This window comes from Frigidibacter sp. SD6-1 (assembly GCF_030143255.1).
Lineage (GTDB): Bacteria > Pseudomonadota > Alphaproteobacteria > Rhodobacterales > Rhodobacteraceae > TMP-24.
The window spans coordinates 244,433-257,689 of sequence record NZ_JARJNR010000004.1; the positions used below are offsets into that span (position 1 = coordinate 244,433).

13 protein-coding genes and 2 tRNA genes are annotated in these 13,257 nt (G+C 67.2%); 9 read left to right on the top strand and 6 right to left on the bottom strand.

Annotation, left to right across the window (positions count from 1 at the left end; genetic code table 11):
• Positions 1-75: 75 nt before the first annotated feature.
• The 4 genes from ftsZ (at position 76) to recN (ending at position 5,587) form a co-directional block, all read left to right on the top strand.
• A complete protein-coding gene (ftsZ, locus tag P0645_RS09555) occupies positions 76-1,725 on the top strand; it encodes a cell division protein FtsZ (protein WP_284164343.1) in 1,650 nt (549 codons plus the stop codon).
• Between the two features lie 247 nt (positions 1,726-1,972).
• The gene (gene lpxC, locus P0645_RS09560) at positions 1,973-2,893 is read left to right on the top strand and encodes a UDP-3-O-acyl-N-acetylglucosamine deacetylase (protein ID WP_284164344.1); all 921 of its coding nucleotides are present in this window, start codon (positions 1,973-1,975) and stop codon (positions 2,891-2,893) included.
• 161 nt (positions 2,894-3,054) lie between these two features.
• On the top strand, positions 3,055-3,894 hold the full coding sequence (locus P0645_RS09565; RefSeq protein ID WP_284164345.1) for an outer membrane protein assembly factor BamD: 840 nt from the start codon (positions 3,055-3,057) through the stop codon (positions 3,892-3,894).
• A gap of 49 nt (positions 3,895-3,943) precedes the next feature.
• Positions 3,944-5,587 (top strand): DNA repair protein RecN, encoded by a 1,644-nt coding sequence (recN, locus tag P0645_RS09570; RefSeq protein ID WP_284164346.1) that lies wholly within the window; start codon positions 3,944-3,946, stop codon positions 5,585-5,587.
• Positions 5,588-5,665: 78 nt separating this feature from the next.
• Here recN and P0645_RS09575 read toward each other — a convergent pair.
• Positions 5,666-5,749: transfer RNA gene (locus P0645_RS09575), tRNA-Tyr, on the bottom strand.
• 142 nt (positions 5,750-5,891) lie between these two features.
• Between P0645_RS09575 and rlmB the strand changes: the two genes are divergently transcribed.
• From rlmB to P0645_RS09590, 3 genes are all read left to right on the top strand, one after another.
• Positions 5,892-6,680: a 23S rRNA (guanosine(2251)-2'-O)-methyltransferase RlmB gene (gene rlmB, locus P0645_RS09580; RefSeq protein ID WP_284164347.1), complete on the top strand. Its 789-nt coding sequence runs from the start codon at positions 5,892-5,894 to the stop codon at positions 6,678-6,680.
• Between the two features lie 124 nt (positions 6,681-6,804).
• Positions 6,805-7,251, top strand: coding sequence for a YHS domain-containing (seleno)protein (locus P0645_RS09585; RefSeq protein ID WP_284164348.1), 447 nt, complete (start codon positions 6,805-6,807; stop codon positions 7,249-7,251).
• A 220-nt stretch (positions 7,252-7,471) separates the two neighbouring features.
• Positions 7,472-7,903 (top strand): CoA-binding protein, encoded by a 432-nt coding sequence (locus tag P0645_RS09590; RefSeq protein WP_284164349.1) that lies wholly within the window; start codon positions 7,472-7,474, stop codon positions 7,901-7,903.
• 120 nt (positions 7,904-8,023) lie between these two features.
• On the opposite strand, the gene arsC is transcribed toward P0645_RS09590, so the two are convergent.
• From arsC to P0645_RS09605, 3 genes are read right to left on the bottom strand one after another with little or no spacing between them, the layout of a single operon-like run.
• Complete coding sequence (gene arsC / locus P0645_RS09595) at positions 8,024-8,374, bottom strand: arsenate reductase (glutaredoxin) (RefSeq protein ID WP_349775078.1); 351 nt, start codon at positions 8,372-8,374, stop codon at positions 8,024-8,026.
• Positions 8,365-9,426 (bottom strand): quinone-dependent dihydroorotate dehydrogenase, encoded by a 1,062-nt coding sequence (locus P0645_RS09600; protein ID WP_284164350.1) that lies wholly within the window; start codon positions 9,424-9,426, stop codon positions 8,365-8,367. Before P0645_RS09600 ends, arsC begins: the two co-directional genes overlap by 10 nt.
• A complete protein-coding gene (locus P0645_RS09605; RefSeq protein WP_284164351.1) occupies positions 9,423-9,761 on the bottom strand; it encodes a DUF952 domain-containing protein in 339 nt (112 codons plus the stop codon). Before P0645_RS09605 ends, P0645_RS09600 begins: the two co-directional genes overlap by 4 nt.
• Before the next feature lie 131 nt (positions 9,762-9,892).
• Here P0645_RS09605 and P0645_RS09610 point away from each other — a divergent pair, with 131 nt between their 5' ends.
• A complete protein-coding gene (locus P0645_RS09610) occupies positions 9,893-11,407 on the top strand; it encodes a bifunctional metallophosphatase/5'-nucleotidase (protein ID WP_284164352.1) in 1,515 nt (504 codons plus the stop codon).
• 62 nt (positions 11,408-11,469) lie between these two features.
• Here P0645_RS09610 and P0645_RS09615 read toward each other — a convergent pair whose 3' ends face one another.
• Positions 11,470-12,111: a VOC family protein gene (locus P0645_RS09615; RefSeq protein ID WP_284164353.1), complete on the bottom strand. Its 642-nt coding sequence runs from the start codon at positions 12,109-12,111 to the stop codon at positions 11,470-11,472.
• Positions 12,112-12,195: 84 nt separating this feature from the next.
• Between P0645_RS09615 and P0645_RS09620 the strand changes: the two genes are divergently transcribed.
• A tRNA-Gly gene (locus tag P0645_RS09620) sits at positions 12,196-12,269 on the top strand.
• 152 nt (positions 12,270-12,421) lie between these two features.
• Here the strand turns inward: P0645_RS09620 and P0645_RS09625 are convergent.
• On the bottom strand, positions 12,422-13,132 hold the full coding sequence (locus tag P0645_RS09625) for a hypothetical protein (RefSeq protein WP_284164354.1): 711 nt from the start codon (positions 13,130-13,132) through the stop codon (positions 12,422-12,424).
• Between the last annotated feature and the right edge of the window lie 125 nt (positions 13,133-13,257).

The window sequence follows — 13,257 nt, forward strand, 5'->3', positions numbered from 1 at the left end:
CGGCGATTCTGTCACTAAAATCCTCGGAATGTGGGGGCATGGCCGGATCGGCCCAACAATTACAGGCGGTTACCAATGGCATTGAATTTGACGATGAGCGATCGTGAGGATCTGAGGCCACGCATCACGGTTTTCGGCGTGGGCGGGGCGGGCGGCAATGCCGTCAACAACATGATCGCGAAGGAGCTTGAGGGCGTCGAATTCGTGGTGGCGAACACCGATGCGCAGGCCCTTGCGCAGAACCATGCGCAGGCGCGCATCCAGATGGGCGTGCGCGCGACCGAGGGGCTCGGGGCGGGCGCGCGGCCCTCCGTGGGCGCAGCCGCCGCCGAGGAGACCATCGAGGAGATCGTCGATCACCTCGCGGGCGCGCACATGTGCTTCATCACCGCCGGCATGGGCGGCGGCACCGGCACGGGCGCGGCCCCGATCATCGCCCAGGCGGCGCGTGAACTTGGCGTGCTGACCGTCGGCGTGGTGACCAAACCCTTCCAGTTCGAAGGCGCCAAGCGCATGCGTCAGGCCGAAGAGGGGATCGAAGCCCTGCAGAAGGTCGTCGATACGCTGATCATCATCCCGAACCAGAACCTGTTCCGTCTGGCGAACGAACGCACGACCTTCACCGAAGCTTTTGCCATGGCCGACGACGTTCTCTATCAGGGCGTCAAGGGCGTGACCGACCTGATGGTCCGTCCGGGCCTCATAAACCTCGACTTCGCCGACGTCCGCGCGGTGATGGACGAGATGGGCAAGGCGATGATGGGCACGGGCGAGGCCGCGGGCGACGACCGGGCGGTGCAGGCGGCCGAGAAGGCGATTGCCAACCCGCTGCTGGACGAGATCAGCCTGCGCGGTGCCAAGGGCGTGCTGATCAATATCACCGGCGGCAATGACCTGACGCTGTTCGAACTCGACGAAGCGGCGAACCGCATCCGCGAAGAGGTCGATCCCGACGCCAATATCATCGTCGGCTCGACGCTGGACGAAAGCATGGAAGGCGCGATGCGCGTGTCGGTCGTGGCGACCGGCATCGACGCGGCGCAGGTCCCGGCCGAGGTTCCGGTGGCGCGCCGCCGCATGGCCGAGCCGCTGGCCCAGCAGCCTGTCGCGCAACCTGCGCCTCAGCCCGCCCCGCAGCCCGCGCCTGTTGCACAGCCGGTGGCGGCACAGGCCGCGCCGGTGCGTGAAGAGCCGGTCCGCGCCGAACAGCCCGTCGCCGCGAACGAACCGTCGCTCTTCGACCAGGCCCCCGCTTTCGTCGCGCCGAGGGCGGTGGAGGATGATCTGCCGCCGCCCGCCTACCGGCCACAGCCGACCGCGGCCCAGACCGCGCAGCGCGACCTGCATCATGTGGACGACGACAGCGCGGCCTTCGTCGCGCCGCGCCCGCGCACGCCCGGCACGCCCTCGCCCGAGGCGCTCGCCCGGCTTCAGGCGGCGGTCAGCCGCCAGCCTTCGGCCCAGCCGATGGCCGCCGCACGTCCCGCACAGGCGGCCGCCCCGCAGGCGGCGCCCGCCGAAAAGCCGCGCTTCGGCATCAACTCGCTGATCAACCGGATGACAGGCGGCCAGGCCGCGCCCGAGCGGGCCCAGCCGTCGTTCCGCACGCAGCAGCCCGGCGTCCCGCAGCCGCGCGCCACGCAGGACTATGACGACGAAGAGGGCGCGAGCCCCGATCAGGACCGGGTGGAGATTCCCGCCTTCCTGCGCCGTCAGGCCAACTGAGCGATTGCTGCGCTGCCGCATCGCGCGCGCAGCGACGCAAGGCCACTGTGAAGAGGGAAAGCCGGGGTTGCCCGGCTTTTTCTTTTATAGTCAATGCATTGCGCGCGCCTGCCCGTGCCTCGCCGGACAGACGGCTCTTTGTTTCAATCCGTTACAAAGAGTGAATTGAGTCTTTCCTCCCGCATGATTACCTCCTTCCAAGCCAAAGCGGGCCGACCAATCCGGCACCGCATAATAGGGGCACTCGTTGCAGACCACTCTCAGATCAGCGGCTTCTTTCCAGGGCGTCGGCCTGCATACCGGCCTGCCCGTGCGCATGGTGGTGAAGCCCGCCTCGGCCAACCACGGCATCTGGTTCCGCCGCACCGATGTGGTCGGGCAAGACCCGATGGTGCCGGCGATCTGGGATTCGGTGACGCCGTCGCGCCTCTGCACAGTGGTGGAAAATGCCGCCGGTGTCAGCGTCTCGACCATCGAACATATCATGGCGGCGCTCGCCGGTTGCGGCGTCCATAACGCGCTGATCGAGATCAACGGACCTGAAGTGCCGATCCTCGACGGCTCGGCGCAGCCTTTCGTTTCTGCCATCCTCGGGCGCGGTCTGCGCGACCTGTCGGAGCCGGTCCTCTGCCTTGAAGTCCTCGCTCGGGTCGAGGTTCGGGAAGGCGACGCGGTTGCGCGGCTTGAACCGGCCGAGGCGCTGGAGATCGATTTCGCCATCGACTTCGCCGATGAGGCGATCGGCCAGCAGCGCCGCCGCCTGTCGATGGCCAACGGCGCCTTCGTGCGCGAACTGTCCGACTGCCGCACCTTCTGCCGTCAGGCCGACGTCGATCAGATGCGCGCCGCGGGCCTTGCACTTGGCGGCACCTACGACAATGCAGTCGTCGTCGAAGGCGAGCGCATCCTTTCGCCCGGCGGTTTCCGCCGCGCTGACGAGGCGGTGCGCCACAAGATGCTCGACGCGCTTGGCGATCTCGCGCTGGCGGGCGCGCCGATTCTCGGGCGCTATACCGGCAATCGCGCGGGCCATGCGATGACCAACAAGCTCCTCCGCGCGCTCTTTGCCCGGCCGGACGCCTACCGGGTCCGCGAATGCGACGCGAATCTGCGCCGCCGCCTGCCGGGCGCGGGCGTCCGCACCGCCGATATTCCGGCCGTCGCCTGAGGCCGCAACACCTTCCCCGACCTGCATCCGAAGGCACGCAAAGCCGTTTTGCGCCGCCGATTTTTATGTGCTAGGAGGGGCGAAGCCGAAGGGCGGACGGGGCCTTGCGCACACGCGCGCGGACCCGGATAAAGGAAGAACAGAGATAGGGTAGGCAGGTCATGGTGCGGGGCAGAAGAGCGGCAAATCTTGTCGGAAGCCTGACCCTGATTGCGGCGCTCGCCGCCTGCGGTGGCGGCCAGCAGGAAGCCCCGCTCGAAACGCTCTCGGCCGAAGAGATCTACAATCGCGGCGAATTCACGCTGGAAACCTCGCGCAAGGGCAAGGACGCCGTGCGCTACTTCTCCGAGGTCGAGCGGCTTTATCCCTACTCGGAATGGGCAAAGCGCGCGCTGATCATGCAGGCCTTCTCCTACCACAAGGACCGCGATTACGAGAACAGCCGCGCCAGCGCGCAGCGCTATATCGACACCTATCCGGCCGAGGAGGATGCCGCTTACGCCAAGTACCTGCTGGCGCTTTCCTACTACGACCAGATCGACGAGGTCGGCCGCGATCAGGGCCTGACCTTCCAGGCGCTGCAGGCGCTGCGCGCGGTGATCGAGGACTATCCCGACAGCGAATATGCCAAGTCGGCGATGCTGAAATTCGACCTCGCCTTCGACCATCTCGCGGCGAAGGAAATGGAAATCGGCCGCTACTATCTGAAGAAGAAACATTACACCGCCGCGATCAACCGCTTCCGCGTGGTAGTGGAACAGTACCAGACGACGACCCACACGCCAGAGGCGCTGTACCGGCTGATCGAATGCTACCTCTCGCTCGGCATCGAGGACGAGGCGATGACGGCGGGCGCGATCCTTGGCTACAATTTCCAGTCGACCGACTGGTATCAGGACGGCCACCGGCAGCTGACCAAGCGCGGCCTTGCGCCGAAGGCGCGCGGCGAAAACTGGCTTGCCTCGATCTATCGCCAGATGATCAAGGGCGAATGGCTGTGAGGCCCGCCGCGAGTGAGGGGGCGGCCTGACGGCCCTTTTGAGGGACGGAATGCTCCGCACGCTCGATATCCGCGACATGCTCTTGATCGACCGGTTGGACCTGGAGTTCCGGCCCGGTCTCAACGTGCTGACCGGCGAGACGGGGGCGGGCAAGTCGATCCTTCTCGATTGTCTGGGCTTCGTGCTGGGCTGGAAGGGCCGCGCCGATCTGGTGCGGCAGGGGGCGGCGCAGGGCGAGGTGACGGCGGTCTTCGATCTGCCCGAGGGCCACGCCGCGCGCGCCGTTCTGTCCGGCGCGGGCATCGAAGCCGGGGACGAGCTGATCCTGCGGCGGGTGGTCACCGCCGAAGGGCGGCGCACCGCCTTCGTGAACGACCGGCGGACGACCGCAGAAGTGCTTCGCGACCTCTCGGACTGTCTGATCGAGCTTCATGGCCAGCATGACGACCGCGGCCTTCTGAACCCCCGCGGCCATCGCCAGATGCTCGACCTCTTCGCGGGCGCCGACACGGGCGCCGTGCGTGCCGCATGGGCGGCGATGCAGGCCGCCCGCGAGGCGCTGGCCGGGGCCGAGGCCGGGGCAGCGGCCCTGAAGGCCGAGGAAGACTATCTGCGCCATGCGGTGGCCGAGCTTGACCGGCTGAACCCTGAGCCGGGCGAGGAGGCTGATCTCGATAGCCGCCGCCGCATGATGCAGGCCGGGCAGCGCATCCGCGAGGATATCGCGCGTGCTGCGCAGGCCTTGGGCCCCGAGGGCGCCGAGGGGCTTCTGGCCGATGCCGGTCGCTGGCTGGAAGGCGCGGCGGACAAGGCCGAAGGCAGGCTTGACGCCGCACTTGCGGCGCTTGGCCGGGCGGTCACCGAGCTGGGCGAGGCCACGCAGGGTGTCGACGATTGCCTCGAGGCGCTCACCTGGGACCCGGCAGAGATGGAGCGGGTGGAGGAGCGCCTTTTCGCCATCCGGGCGCTTGCGCGCAAGCATGGCGTCCTGGCCGACGATCTGGGCGCTTTCGCGGAAGAGATGCGCGGCAAGCTTGAGCGGCTCGACGGGGCCACGGGCAATCTCAAGGCACTTGGCCTTGCCGTGAAGGCCACCGAGAATGCCTATGAGGCGGCGGCCAATGGCCTGTCGGCCACGCGCGGCAAGGCGGCAGGGGCGCTCGACACGGCAATCGCCGCAGAACTGGCGCCCTTGAAGATGGAACGCGCGCATTTCGAAACCCGCATCACCGCCGCCGATCCGGGGCCGGAGGGGCGCGATCAGGTGGAATTCACCGTCGCCACCAACCCTGGCGCCCCGGCTGGTGCCCTGAACCGCATTGCGTCCGGGGGCGAACTGTCGCGCTTCCTCCTCGCGCTCAAGGTCGCGCTCGCGCGCGGCGGCGAGGCACTGACGATGATCTTCGACGAGATCGACCGGGGCGTGGGCGGCGCCACCGCAGATGCCGTCGGCCGACGCCTCGCCCGGCTGGCCGAGGGCGCGCAGATTCTCGTCGTCACGCACAGCCCCCAGGTGGCCGCGCGCGGCGCCCATCACTGGCGGGTGGAAAAGCGGGTCTCGGGGCAGATGGCCACATCGACAGTCCTGTCGCTTTCCCAAGAGGAGCGTGTGGCGGAACTCGCCCGCATGCTGGCGGGCGAAAAAGTCACCGACGCGGCGCGCGACGCCGCCCGCGCCTTGCTGGTCGGCTGAGAGATTCGCCAAGGCGGTGAGTGCCTCTTCGAAAGGCTTAGCAGGAGACCAAGCCAAAGGGTCAAGTCGCTAGGATGATGGTGGGCGACCCTGGAATCGAACCAGGCACGAGTCGCCTCGGCGGAGTTACAGTCCGCTGCCGCACCTTGCAGCACGTCGCCCACTGGCGGGCTGAATACGCGGGGGGGCGGGGGGCGTCAAGGCGGAAATTCTGTGCCGAAGGGCGCGCTTGGTTGCGGTGTGGCCTTGCGCCCGGGGGCGCCTCCGTTTCATTGTGCGCGGCCAGAAACGGAAGGACCCGCGCATGAAAAAGCCCGATTGGGTGATCGAGAAGGAACGCGCCAAGCGCGCGGCCGCGACCGAGACGGTCTGGCTTTTCGGCCTGCATGCGGTGCGCGATGCGCTGCTTAACCCCGCACGGGCGAAGCTGCGTCTGGTGGTGACGAAGAACGCCGCCGACAAGCTTGCCGAGGCGATCGGCGCGTCGGGGCTCGCGCCCGAGGTCGTCGAGCCGCGCCGCTTTGACGCCCAGGTGCCGCTGGAGCCGGAAAATGTCCATCAGGGGGCGGCGCTCGAGGTGAGGCCGCTCAACTGGGGCAAGCTCGCCGACATCGCGGTCAGCGGGAAGGGCGCGCCGCTTCTGGTTCTGCTCGACCGGGTGACGGACCCGCACAATGTGGGGGCGATCCTCAGATCGTCGGAAGTGTTCGGTGCGCGCGCCGTGGTGGCGCCCTTGCGCCATTCCGCGCCCGAGACCGGCGCGCTTGCCAAGACCGCGAGCGGGGCGCTGGAGCGTCAGCCCTACCTCAGGATCGGCAATCTGGCCGATGCGATGGAGGAGCTGAAAGACATGGGCTATGTTCTGCTTGGCCTCGACGGTCAGGCCGAGGTGACGCTGGGCGAGGCTCTGGCCGAGGTGGGCGACAGGCCGCTTGGCCTTGTCCTCGGCGCCGAGGGACCGGGCCTGCGCGAGCGGACGCGCACGACCTGCGACCGGCTGGTCAGGATTCCTTACGGCGGCGGGTTCGGATCGCTCAATGTTTCAAACGCGGCGGCGGTTTCGCTTTATGCGGCGTCAATCCGGCCCCGGTAGCGGCGATTGTGTCACGGCGGTCACCCTCGCGGTCACGCGCCATCACGCTTGCGGGAGGCCTATTCCCTTGAAGACGCGCCGGGGGCATTTTTCCGTCCAGCATCGTTGTGGAGGGACAATTCGGATGATGGTGCGCATGAAGCTCGGCGCCCTTGCCGCGGCCGCTCTGATGCCGTTCGCCGCGCTTTCCGAGGACAGGGAGGTCTACGCTCCGGGCGGTATCGCCATGTCCGGCTATGACGTCGTGGCCTATTTCACCGACGGCGCCCCGGTCGAGGGCGAGGCGGGCAATGCGGTGATCTGGCGTGGTGTCACCTGGTATTTCGCCAGCCCCGAGGCGCTGATGTCCTTCGAGATGGACCCGGAGGCCTATGCGCCGCAGTTCGGCGGCCATTGCGCCTATGGGCTGTCGGAGGGGCATATCGCCGCCCCGGCGCCGACCGCCTTCTTCATCCATGACGGCAAGCTCTATTTCATGCATACCGACGCGCTGCTGGCCGCGATGGCTGCGCGCCTGCCCGAGATCGTGGCGGCGGCCGAAGGCAGATGGGCCTCGCTTGACGGCTATTGAGCGCCGGTCGGGGCGCGCGCGTGATCACGATCGGGCGAGCGGCCTTTTACGCAGGCTTTACAATCCTACATCAGGATAGTGAGGCCGGCCCCGGAACAGCCGTGCCTCAGCTCACTGTCCCTCGTTCCGCGACTGGCGCCCGGCCCCTGGCCCGGGCGCTTTTTTTGACGGCGATCGCCCGGCCCCTGGCCCCGGGCGCTTTTTCTGGGAAGGATGGCACATGACGAACCCCAGTGACGAGATCATCAGGGCGATTCTCACCTCTGTCCGCTCGGTGGCGGTGGTGGGTTGGTCGCCCAACCCCGAGCGACCCTCGCACGGGGTCGCGGATTTCCTGAAGGCGCGCGGCATGCGGATGATTCCGGTCAACCCGGGCCAGGCCGGCCAGACCTATGGCGGCGAGCGGGTCGCCGGGGCGCTGGGCGATATTCCCAGGGACGCGCGGGTCGAGATGGTCGATATCTTCCGCCGGTCGGAAGCGGTGCCGGAAATCGTCGATCAAGCTTTGGCCGCGCTGCCGGACCTCAGAGTCATCTGGATGCAGCTCGGCGTTTCCCACCCCGAGGCGGCGGCGAAGGCGCGGGCGGCTGGGGTCACGGTGATCGAGAACCTTTGTCCGAAGATCGAGGCGCGGCGGCTGGGGCTTGCCTGACCGTCGGGATCCTCCAATCATGGCGTGATCCAGCGGAGCCGCGCCTTGCGGCGCGGCAAGACTGTTCTGGCGCGGCTTTGCCGCGCGGCCTCCGGCGGGAGTATTTCGGGACAGAAAGTGTCACAGGATCGCGAGAACGGCCTCAGGGGGGCGGCCGAGGGCGGCCTTGCCGTTCGCGATCAGAAGGGGCCGTTCGATCAGGCGCGGGTGGGCGGCCATGGCGGCGATGAGGTCAGCTTCGTCCGAGGCGTGACTGAGGCCGAGGTCGCGGAACTCTGCCTCGACGGTGCGGACGAGAGCGATGGCGGGCTGGCCGAGAAGGGTAAGCGCCGCGTGGATTTCATCGGCCGAGGGTGGGTCCTCGAGATAGAGGCGGATGGTCGGGCGATGGCCCTGCGCCTCGAGAAGCGCGAGCGTTTCGCGCGATTTCGTGCAGCGCGGGTTATGCCAGAGCGTCAGGGTCAGAGCCAGTTCCCCCGTCCGGTGCCGACCGCCTCGGCGACAGTGGCAAACCCGTCGCGCGCGAGGAGCGCATCAAGCCCGCGCGCGATCTCGGGGATGAGCGAGAGGCCGCGATAGACCATCGCCGAATAGAGTTGCACGGCGGAAGCGCCCGCACGGATCTTCTGGTAGGCCTGATCGGCGCTGCCGATGCCGCCGACGCCAATGAGCGGCAGGCGGCCTTCGGTCAGGTGCGACAGCCGGGCGAGGACGCGGGTCGAGCGATCGAAGAGCGGCGCGCCGGAAAGCCCGCCCGTCTCGGCCGCGTGACGGCTCTTCAGCCCGTCGCGGGCGAGCGTGGTGTTGGTGGCGATGATCCCGTCGATGCCGCTTGCGAGCGCCACTTCGGCCAGGTCTTCCAGTTCGGCAGGCGAGAGGTCGGGCGCGATCTTGAGGAAGAGGGCCGGGCGGTTCGCGAGGCCTGCCCGGACCTCGACCACACCGGCAAGGAGCGCCGCGAGCGCCGCCTTGCCCTGCAGGTCGCGCAGTTTTTCGGTATTGGGGGAGGAGACATTGACCGTGGCGAAATCGACATGCGGGCCGCAGTGCGCCAGCACGCGGGCGAAGTCGGCGGCGCGGTCGGCGCTGTCCTTGTTGGCGCCGAGATTGAGGCCAACCGGAACGGCGGTCTTCCGGCGCCGGGCGAGGCGGGCGCCGATCGCCTCCATGCCCTGGTTGTTGAAGCCGAAGCGGTTGATCACCGCCCGGTCTTCGGTGAGGCGGAAAAGGCGCGGCTTCGGGTTGCCGGGCTGCGGGCGCGGAGTGGCGGCGCCCACTTCGATGAAGCCGAAGCCCGCGCGGGCGAGCGGCGCAATCGCTTCGGCATTCTTGTCATAGCCAGCGGCAAGACCCACCGGGTTCGGAAGGGCGAGGCCCGCGACACTCGCGGCGAGGCGTGGCGAGGTGACGGGGCCGGGCAAGGGCGCCAGCCCCATGGCCAGGGCGCGCAGCGACAGGCCGTGTGCACGTTCGGGATCGCAGCGGTGAAGGGCGGCCAGCGCCGCGCGTTCGATAAGCTTCACAACACGCCTTCGGGAAAGATATGGCCAACCGCGCCCAAGGGCAGGGACTTGTCCCAGACGACATCAGAGAGGCGAAGTGGCCGGTAAAGATGGGGAAAGAGCGCGCCACCGCGCGATGGTTCCCATTTCAGATCGGCACCCAGACGGTCGGGATCGACCGCAACCAGCACCAGATCGCTTTCGGAGGCGAAATGTTTCGCGGCCGTCTCGGTCACCTGGGCGGGGGTCGAGAAATGGATATAGCCGTCGGCCAGATCGACGGGCGCGCCCAAGGTTTCGCCTGCCTTGCGGAAGGCGTCCCATTCGGGTCTGCGGAAGATCTTCAGGATCAGCATGGCGCGCTCTTGCCCTGTCAGGGGCCCGCCGGTCAAGCCTGTCGCGCTGTCGTTACGACAGGTGCAATAGTCTTTGACAGGGCGGCGGCCGCGCCGCACGATCCTTAATCGAGTCTTCAGGGAGATTGATGATGAAAAGAACAAGCTCGCATTTGTCATTGGCGGCGCTTGCCGTTGCCGCGGGTTTTGCCGCGATGCCCGCAGCGGCGGAGACGGTGAAGCTGACGCTTCTGGGCGTCGGCGATGTCTACAATTTCGAGGAAGAGGACGGTCGGGGCGGTTTTGCGCGGCTGAATGCGGTCGCGAAGGCCGAACGCGCGGCCAACCCCAACACGCTTTATCTCTTCGACGGCGACATGCTGTCGCCCTCGCTGATGTCGGGCTTCGACAAGGGCCAGAATACCATCGATTTCACCAATCTGGTGCCGTTCGACCTCGCCGTGCCCGGCAACCACGAATTCGACTTCGGGCCGGAGAATTTTGTCGAGAAGGTCAATGCCTCGAATTACCCTTGGGCCGCCATCAATATCACCAATGCCGATGGCTCGGCCGTCGAGGGGCTGGGCGGGGTGATGGTGAAGGAAGTGGGCGGGCTCAAGGTCGCGCTCATTCCGGTGGCGCAGGATACCTCGCCCACCGTTTCCTCGACCGGCGATCTGAAATTCCTGCCGACCGTCGATACGGCGGTGGCGGCGGCCAAGCAGGCGCGCGATGACGGTGCCGATATCGTCGTGGGCGTGGTGCAGACCGACATGGAAAACGACCGGGCGCTGATCAAGAGCCATGCGTTCGACGTGATCCTGTCGGGCGACGATCATTCCTATGCGACCGCCTATGACGGGGTGACGGCCTATGTCGAGACCTCGATCGACGGGCAGTTCCTGTCGCCGGTCGATCTGTTCGTCACGGTCGAGGAAAAGGACGGAAAGCGCGACATCGAATGGTATCCGCATTTCCGCTTCATCGACACGGCGGACGTGGAGCCCGATGCCGACAGCAAGGCGCTCGCCGACAAGTTCGCCGCGCAGATGGACGAGACGCTCGGGGTCGAGATCGGCACGCTCGAAGGCGGGCTCGACAGCCGCCGCAATGTGGTGCGCGGCGAAGAGGCGACGATGGGCAACCTGATCGCCGATGCGATGCGCGACCAGACCGGCGCCGATATCGCGATCATGAACGGCGGCGGCATCCGGGGCGACCGGACCTATGACGCGGGCGCCAAGCTTACCCGTCGCGATATCCTGAGCGAACTGCCGTTCGGCAATGTGACCGTGGTGACCGAGCTGCCGGGCAGCCAGGTGCTGGCGGCGCTGGAAAACGGCGTGAGCCAGGTCGAGAAGGGGGCGGGCCGTTTCCCGCAGGTTTCGGGCCTGACCTATGCGTTCGATGCCTCGGCCGAGGCCGGAAGCCGCGTGTCCGAGGTTATGGTCGGTGGCGCGGCCCTGGAGGCCGACAAGCTCTACAAGGTTGCGGTCAATGATTACATCCTCGGCGGCGGCGACGGTTACGCGGCGCTTGGCGGTGGACGGATCGTGACTGACGGGCCGACCGGCACGCTCGTGGCAAATGACGTGATGGCCTATGTCGAGAAGCTCGGGACCGTGAACGTGGCGCTTGACGGGCGGATCAGGAAGCTCGGTCAATAAGGGCCGGGCCGCTCATCGGCCCTGACAGGCCTCTTCGCTGGGAAACCGCCGAAGAGCGCATGTCAGGGCGCGATGAGGTGCCCCGGGGCCTTAGGTGCGATCCGGGCGTGGAGTGCGAGGTCGCGGCCTTCGTCGTCCTTGAAGAAGGCCATCCATTCCTCGCTTCCGTCGGTATGGCGGTGGATCATGTGGGGGGCGCCGGTGAAATCGGCGCCCTTTTCCATGAGATGCGCCTGCGCGGCGCCGATGTCGGGGACGGACAGGTAGAGAATGTCCGCCTCTTCGCGCCCGGCCGTCTCGCGCAGCATCAGCCGTGTGCCGCCGAGATCGTAGAAAGCGAGGCCCGGGAAGGCATAAAGCTCGGGCAGGCCGAGGAGGTCGCGCCAGAAGGCACGGGCGCGGTCGAGGTTTTCGACGCGGCGGGCGATCTGGCTGAGAGGGCCGAGGGGATGCATCGCGTCTACTCCTGTCGACGGGGCGCGGGCGCTGCCCTTGCGGATTCCGGTCCAGGTGCGCAGCCCGGCGCGGCTTTCAAGGCCGAGTTTCGCGGTGGCCGACCGGGCAAGCGCCCGCGCGCCGTAAATGCTGATGCCGAGAAGGGCGGCAATGCGGGCGGTGGACAGCCCGTGGCGGACAAGCTCGGTCACCCGCCATTCCGCCGGGGTGAGCAGGTCGTCATGGGGTGGGCGGCCGCGTCTGGTCATGGACGAAGGCTAGCGCGGGCGGGGGCGAATTTCACTCCCCCTCCCTTGCGCGGGGCGGGTCTGTGCGACTATAGGGGAGGCCATGCGGGTGTAGCTCAATGGTAGAGCAGCAGCCTTCCAAGCTGAATACGTGGGTTCGATTCCCATCACCCGCTCCATCCTTCCCTTGGTGATCCGGTGACAGTGCGTGATCCGATTGCGCCGCGCTGGCGCGCGGCAGGCCATTTTCCCTTGCACGGGCTCATGCCCGTGCAAGGGCGGGGCCTTCGGCGAGAGTATTTCGGGACAGAAAGTGGAAAGCTCTTCCCTCTCAGAAGGAAAAGATCGCCACCACTTCCGCCGCCGGTTCGCTGATCACAGCGCCTTCCTCGTTGGTGAAGGTGCGGAAGCCTGCGATATCGCCGATTTCTGGCGTGAAGCCGATGGCGCGGAGCGCGAGCCTGCGGTCCTCTGCGGTGACCGGGTTGCAGGCGCCCTTCACCTTCCAGCGTTCGAGCGAGAAGGGGCTGGTGACGGCGTAGGTGACGGTCGGGCCGGAAATGTCGCGTTTCTTCACCTTCTTGCTGACTTCGAGCGCCTTGATCGCCTCGGCGATGATCTCGGCCGAGTCCTGGAAGGTCGCCTTCTCGATCTTCCTGTAGGCCGCGTCTGTCTTTCCGTCGTTCAGACACTGGCGGGCGGCAAAGAGCCAGTCGTGGATCATGTAGGCGGGCCCGTAGTTCCAGGGCGTGAGGCCGTTGAAGACCCGGCCGATCGGCGGGATCGAACCACCGTCGGTATACATCATCTCCGGTTCGATCACCTTGGCCCTTGTCTCGCCCTCTGGCCGGGTGAAGGTCAAGGGATCGCGCGGGCTGGGCACATAGATGAAGGTGCCGTCGCCTGCCTTGCCGGTGTCGCGCAGCCAGACCACGACGAGGTCGCCCCGGAAGGTGCCGGCGCGGGTCGTCTCATAGTTCACACTGGCGCAGGCGGACAGAAGTGCAAGCGCCAGCGCGGCTACGGATGTCTTGATGTTCATTCCTTCCTCCCCCGATTGCGGCCGATCCTATCACGGCGCGAGGCGAGACGCGACCTGCTCAACCTAAGGCGCGCTCTGGCCGGGCCGCGTCGGGCCTGCGGCACACAGACGCTTGTGACGGGGGG

What these genes read in the sequence shown, in the direction of transcription:
- P0645_RS09615 (WP_284164353.1), bottom strand. Translation starts at nt 12,111, where the DNA reads ATGACCAGACGCGGCCGCCCACCCCATGACGACCTGCTCACCCCGGCG.
- P0645_RS09585 (WP_284164348.1), top strand. Translation starts at nt 6,805, where the DNA reads ATGATGGTGCGCATGAAGCTCGGCGCCCTTGCCGCGGCCGCTCTGATG.
- rlmB (WP_284164347.1), top strand. Translation starts at nt 5,892, where the DNA reads ATGAAAAAGCCCGATTGGGTGATCGAGAAGGAACGCGCCAAGCGCGCG.
- P0645_RS09605 (WP_284164351.1), bottom strand. Translation starts at nt 9,761, where the DNA reads ATGCTGATCCTGAAGATCTTCCGCAGACCCGAATGGGACGCCTTCCGC.
- P0645_RS09565 (WP_284164345.1), top strand. Translation starts at nt 3,055, where the DNA reads ATGGTGCGGGGCAGAAGAGCGGCAAATCTTGTCGGAAGCCTGACCCTG.
- P0645_RS09610 (WP_284164352.1), top strand. Translation starts at nt 9,893, where the DNA reads ATGAAAAGAACAAGCTCGCATTTGTCATTGGCGGCGCTTGCCGTTGCC.
- P0645_RS09625 (WP_284164354.1), bottom strand. Translation starts at nt 13,132, where the DNA reads ATGAACATCAAGACATCCGTAGCCGCGCTGGCGCTTGCACTTCTGTCC.
- ftsZ (WP_284164343.1), top strand. Translation starts at nt 76, where the DNA reads ATGGCATTGAATTTGACGATGAGCGATCGTGAGGATCTGAGGCCACGC.
- P0645_RS09590 (WP_284164349.1), top strand. Translation starts at nt 7,472, where the DNA reads ATGACGAACCCCAGTGACGAGATCATCAGGGCGATTCTCACCTCTGTC.
- recN (WP_284164346.1), top strand. Translation starts at nt 3,944, where the DNA reads ATGCTCCGCACGCTCGATATCCGCGACATGCTCTTGATCGACCGGTTG.